We start from the raw sequence: 5,515 nt of genomic DNA on the forward strand, positions 1-5,515 counted from the left end.
CCCCCCCCCCCCCCCCCCCCCCGCTACCGGGCCTCAATCGCGCAATTGCGCGGTGACGAAGTCCCAGTTCACCAGTTTCCAGAACGCCTCCAGATAGCGCGCGCGCTCATTCTGGTAATCGGTGTAATACGCGTGTTCCCACACATCGGAGGCCAGCAGCGGGGTGCTCTCGCCGGTCAGCGGCGTGCCCGCATTGCGCGTGACCTGGATCGCCAGTGCGCCGTTGGGGTGCTGCACCAGCCACACCCAGCCCGAGCCGAACAGACGCAGTGCGGCGCGGTCGAAGGTGTCGCGCAGGCGCTTGGCATCCCCGAAATGACGGGTGACCAGTTCACCCAGCCGGCCCTGCGGATCGCCCCCGGCGCGCGGGTGCAGGCACTGGAAATAGAACTGGTGGTTCCACGCCTGCGCGGCCGCGTCGAACAGGCTGCCCTGGCTTTGGCGGACGATCTCCTCCAGTGGCAGCTCGGCCAGCTCCGTGCCTTCAATACGCGCGTTGACCGTGTCCAGGTAGCCACGCAAGTGCCGCCCGTGGTGCAGGTCCAGCGTCTCCGCGGAGAGGTGAGGCTGAAGGGCGGCGCGGTCGTAGGGAAGGCGAGGTAGTTCGAGGGGCATGGGCACGACAGATTGGGAAGGAAGAGCGCCGATCCATGGCGGATTGTCATCAGTGTGGCGGATGGCAGGGTGCCCACCACGCGAAGGTAGGGCATACAATGGCGGCCAGGGAAGTCTATCCGACCGGTGAGGCCGGGTTGTCCCATTGGAGGGAGAGTCGTTGTGGCGGTGATGCAGCAGATCCAGTCCGAAGTCGAACGTTACCCCCTCGTGTTGTTCATGAAGGGCACCCCGCAATACCCCATGTGCGGCTTTTCCAGCCGTGCGATCCAGGCATTGATGGCCGCCGGCGCGATCGCGCTGCGCACGGTCAACGTGCTGGAAGAACCCGAGATCCGCGCCAATCTGCCGCGCTTCTCCAACCTGCCGACGTTCCCGCAGCTGTTCATCCACGGCGAGCTGATCGGCGGCTGCGACATCGTGCTGGAGCTGTTCGAATCCGGCGAGCTCAAGCGCATCGTCGAAGAGGCGTCCCAGCCGTGAGTGCGGTCCCGTCCGTGGTGGCCGGGACCGGATCGCTTGCCGATCGCGTCATTCTCATCGCCGGAGCCGGGGGAGGCTTTGGCAGCGCCGCCGCTATCGCGTGCGCGCAGGCCGGGGCAACCGTGGTCCTGCTGGGGCGCAAGCCTCGTCGCCTGGACCGGGTCTATGCCGCCGTCGAGGCTGCCGGCCCCGAGCCGCTGCTGTATCCGCTGGATCTGGAGGGGGCCACCCCCGACGACTACGCCACCCTGGCCGAGCGCCTGCACTCCGAGCTCGGCCATCTCGATGGTGTTCTCTATTGCGCAGCTGATTTCGCCGGGCTGACCCCGTTCGAACTGGCCGACCCGGCCGCCTTCGCCCGCGCAGTCCACGTGAACCTGACCGCCCCGGCCTGGCTCGCCCAGGCCTGCCTGCCGCTGCTGCGCCAGAGCGACGATGCCGCGCTGGTGTTCACTGTGGATGACCCGGCGCGGGTAGGGCAGGCGTATTGGGGCGGCTACGGCGCGGCCCAGCACGGCCTGCGCGGCCTGATCGCTTCCCTGCATGACGAACTCGGCCGCAGCACGGTCCGGGTCAGCGGCCTGCAGCCCGGCCCGATGCGTACGGCGCTGCGCGCCCGTGCGTTCTCCCTGGATGAAGACCGCACCGCCCGTGACCCGGCCGACTGCGCCGCCGCGGCGGTCCTGCTGCTTTCTGCCGCCGGCGCCGCGTATCGCGGCCAGATTCTCGACGCCTGAGGGCGGCAAAGGCGTCAGCGCTGGCGTGACCGGGCCAGGGTCCGCTACCCAGCGTCAGGTAGTGCCGGCCGCTGGCCGGCTCCCCCAGTGAGCCCTTGAGAAACCGGCGGGAAACTATTCGACACCGCCGAGAGCCCCAATGGCCCGCATTCAGCCGGTCACAATCAGATGTGAAGATAGCGTCACGATCCCGTTGTGATGGCGTGTGTTTTGTCTCCAAACCGTCACAATCCAAGGCTATCGTGTTAATCTAGTGTTAACCGTTGCGGCTGAAACCAGCTCGCGGCTAGGGAACCCAGATAAAAGTCCAGTCAGCCGCCAGCAAGGCTGCTTGGGCGCGTTTTTTTCTCCGCCATCGCCAATCTCGCATCGAGGCTACTCCCCAATGACCCACTCCCGTTGTCTCCGGATGTCCAAGCTGACGCTTGGTCTCGTGGCTGCACTTGCCGCCGCTCCCGCCTTCGCCCAGAGCACCTCTGCCGGTGTCGGCGGTCAGGTTACGAGCGCTGCAGGCGCGCCTGTCGCTGGTGCCGAAGTCACCATCACGCACACCGAGTCGGGCACGGTCAGCCGTGCGACCACCGATGCGTCGGGTCGTTACAACGCGCGCGGCCTGCGCGTGGGTGGTCCCTACACCATCACCATCAACAAGCCCGGTGAAGGTACCAAGACGGAAGAGGGTGTGTACCTCAACCTGAACCAGGTGAACACGATCAACGCCAACCTGGCGGGTGACATCGCGGCCACCAACCTGGGCGCCGTCAATGTCGTCGCCGTTGCTGGCGGCCTGGACGTCTTCAGCGCGACCAAGATGGGCACCGGCTCCAACGTGACCCGCGAAACGATGGACGCACTGCCGTCCGCGAACCGCAACATCCAGGATTACGTGCGTCTGGACCCGCGCATCTCGCAGGTCAGCAAGGCTGACGGCGCGATCTCGGCCGGCGGCCAGAACACCCGTTACAACGCCATCCGCATCGACGGCATCAGCGCCTCCGATCCGTTCGGCCTGGGCTCCAACAACCTGCCGACCGAGCGTCAGCCGGTTTCGATGGATGCCATCCAGGAAATCAACATCGACCTGGCCAACTACGACACGACCATCGCCGGCGGTACCGGTGCGGTGATCAACGCCGTGACCAAGTCGGGCACCAATGAATTCCATGGCACCGTCTACGGTTCCTACCGCGACAAGGACATGGTCCGTTCGCGTCTGGAAGGCGACAAGCAGGACTTCAACGGCTTTGAAGACGAGAAGACCTATGGCATGACCTTCGGCGGCCCGCTGGTCAAGGACAAGCTGTTCTTCTTCACCAACTACGAGAAGTATGAGCGTAGCGGCGGCGGTGTCAGCCTTGGCGAAAGTCCGTATAACAAGACCGGCGGCATCAGCGATGCAGATATCGCCCGTGTCCAGAAGCGCATGTCTGATCTTGGCTATCAGGTCGGCGGCGTAGGTGCGCTGAACAACAAGACCGAGATCGAAGAATACGCGGTCAAGTTGGACTGGAACATCAACGAGAATCACCGTGCGGCGTTGCGCTACAACAAGATGCAGCAGGACGTGGTGCGTTTCCCGAAGGTCAGCAGCAGCGAAATTTCGCTGAGCGACTTCTGGTACACCCAGCCGACCGAGTATGAAACCTGGATGGGTGAGCTGTTCAGTGACTGGTCCGAGAACTTCTCGACCGAGTTCAAGGTCTCGCACAAAAACTACTCGTCCAACCGTGTTGCCGCTTCGCATCTGCCGCAGATCCGCGTGCGGTTCGACAACAACAACTCGCTGTACCTGGGTACCGAGCAGAACACCCACACCAACCTGGTCGAGTCGAAGGAGCTGAGCGCCTTCGGTGCCGGCACTTGGTATGTTGGCGACCACACCGTCAAGTTCGGTTTCGACTACACCGACAACGACCTGATGAATTTCTACGGCCGCAACCTGTACGGCGCGTACGAATTCGCCAACCTGGCTGCGTTCGAAGCGGGTACCCCGTCCGCGTATCAGGTGCGTGTGCCGCGTGATGGCGGCAGCCTGGCTGACATTCCGGCGAAGTTCCACCTGAAGAATACGGGTCTGTTCATCCAGGATACCTGGGCGATCAACTACAACCTGAGCCTGATGTTCGGCGTTCGCGTTGACATGCCGGACTTCAGCACCCAGCGCCTGTACAACCCGCGTATCGAGCAGCTGTACGGCTTCAACAACACCAAGCTGGTGGACAAGGAACTGTTCCAGCCGCGCGTCGGCTTCAACTACACCTTCGACAGCGATCGTCCGACCCAGCTGCGCGGTGGCGTGGGCCTGTTCGGCGGCGCGGCCCCGAACGTATGGCTCGCCGGTGCGTACCAGAACACCGGTCTGAACTACGCCGAGTACAATCTGACCCGCAACCCGGGTGGCTTCAGCTTCGATGCCGACAATCCGTTCATCCCGGACCCGTCGCTGGCCTCGGCCCGCCAGAACGTCGACCTGATCGCACCGGGTACTCGCTTGCCGTCGGTTTGGAAGGCCAACCTGGCCTTCGATCATGAGCTGCCGTGGTACGGCATCGTGGCCTCGGCCGAACTGCTGGTCACCAAGGTCAAGGATGGTCTGTACTTCGATCGTCTGGACGTCATGACCCCGAACGCCAACCGCTCAGTTGGTCAGGACGGTCGTGCGCTGTACTGGAACGACTTCGGCATGAATGGTGCCAATGCTGGCAGCAACGGCATGCAGGCTGGCCAGAAGAATGGTCGCGCCTGCGAGGCCACCGATCAGACCTGCCCGGGCGACCGCGTCAACCGTCCGGGTGATATCGGCGACGTCATCCTGCTGCGCAACACCGACAAGGGGCGTGGTTCCCAGGCGACGTTCGCGCTGGCCAAGCCGCTGACCGAGAACTGGGGCTGGTCGCTGGGTTATACCTACACCCAAGCCAAGGAAGTGAGCCCGCTGTCCAGCTCGCAGAACACTTCGAACTGGAACAACACGCTGAGCCTGAACGCCAACGACAACGTTGCGTACAATTCACGCTACGCGATCAAGGACCGCGTCACCGGCACCATGGAGTGGAAGCACAACTTCTTCGGTGACAATGCCACCCGCGTCGGCTTGTTCTATGAAGGCCGCTCGGGTCGTCCGTACAGCTACGTGTTCTACAACGACGTGAACGGCGACGGTGCAGCTACCAACGATCTGTTCTACGTGCCGAAAGGCCCGGGTGACGTGCTGTTCACCGGCGGCGCGGCGATGGAGAAGCGGTTCTTCGACTGGCTGGCGCAGAATCCGGAGCTCGATGCCTACCGTGGCAGCGTGGTTCCGGCAAACGAGCACCGTGCCAAGTGGGTCAACAGTTTTGATGTTCGTATCAGCCAGGAGTTCCCGGGCTTCGTGAAGAGCCACAAGGGCGAGATCGCGCTGGACATCATGAATGTCGGCAATCTGCTCAATAAGAAGTGGGGTCTGATCGACGACTACGGCTTCTACGCCACCCGTCGCGTTGCCAACTACTCGGGTATCGACCCGGCTACCGGTAAGTACCTGTACAACTTCACTGGTCGTACCGACAACTCGTCGATCCAGGAAAACAACAACGACAAGGGCAACACCGGTGTGTCGCGCTGGTCGATGCAGGTGACCTTGAAGTACAAGTTCTGATCCGTCAGGACCTGAAGTAGTAAATGGACGCGGGGGGGGG

4 protein-coding genes are annotated in these 5,515 nt (G+C 63.2%); 3 read left to right on the forward strand and 1 reads right to left on the reverse strand.

What is annotated here, in order from left to right; genetic code table 11:
• Window positions 1–33: 33 nt before the first annotated feature.
• Window positions 34–615: a superoxide dismutase gene (locus tag ACE026_RS04205; protein WP_486038024.1), complete on the reverse strand. Its 582-nt coding sequence runs from the start codon at window positions 613–615 to the stop codon at window positions 34–36.
• A gap of 162 nt (window positions 616–777) precedes the next feature.
• Between ACE026_RS04205 and grxD the strand changes: the two genes are divergently transcribed.
• The 3 genes from grxD to ACE026_RS04220 all read left to right on the forward strand — a co-directional run bounded on the left by grxD (window position 778) and on the right by ACE026_RS04220 (window position 5,475).
• Window positions 778–1,098 carry a Grx4 family monothiol glutaredoxin gene (gene grxD / locus ACE026_RS04210; RefSeq protein WP_019186185.1) on the forward strand — a complete coding sequence of 107 codons (321 nt, stop codon included), beginning with the start codon at window positions 778–780 and terminating at the stop codon, window positions 1,096–1,098.
• Window positions 1,095–1,835, forward strand: a complete 741-nt coding sequence (locus tag ACE026_RS04215) for an SDR family NAD(P)-dependent oxidoreductase (RefSeq protein WP_486038026.1) — start codon at window positions 1,095–1,097, stop codon at window positions 1,833–1,835. The genes grxD and ACE026_RS04215 overlap by 4 nt, the downstream gene beginning before the upstream one ends.
• Window positions 1,836–2,220: 385 nt before the next feature.
• On the forward strand, window positions 2,221–5,475 hold the full coding sequence (locus tag ACE026_RS04220) for a TonB-dependent receptor (protein WP_486038028.1): 3,255 nt from the start codon (window positions 2,221–2,223) through the stop codon (window positions 5,473–5,475).
• The last annotated feature ends 40 nt before the right edge of the window (window positions 5,476–5,515 follow it).

The organism is Stenotrophomonas sp. AGC87 (assembly GCF_057333975.1).

Coding starts and splice junctions, on each gene's coding strand:
- ACE026_RS04205 (WP_486038024.1), bottom strand. CDS start 615: ATGCCCCTCGAACTACCTCGCCTTCCCTACGACCGCGCCGCCCTTCAG.
- ACE026_RS04220 (WP_486038028.1), top strand. CDS start 2,221: ATGACCCACTCCCGTTGTCTCCGGATGTCCAAGCTGACGCTTGGTCTC.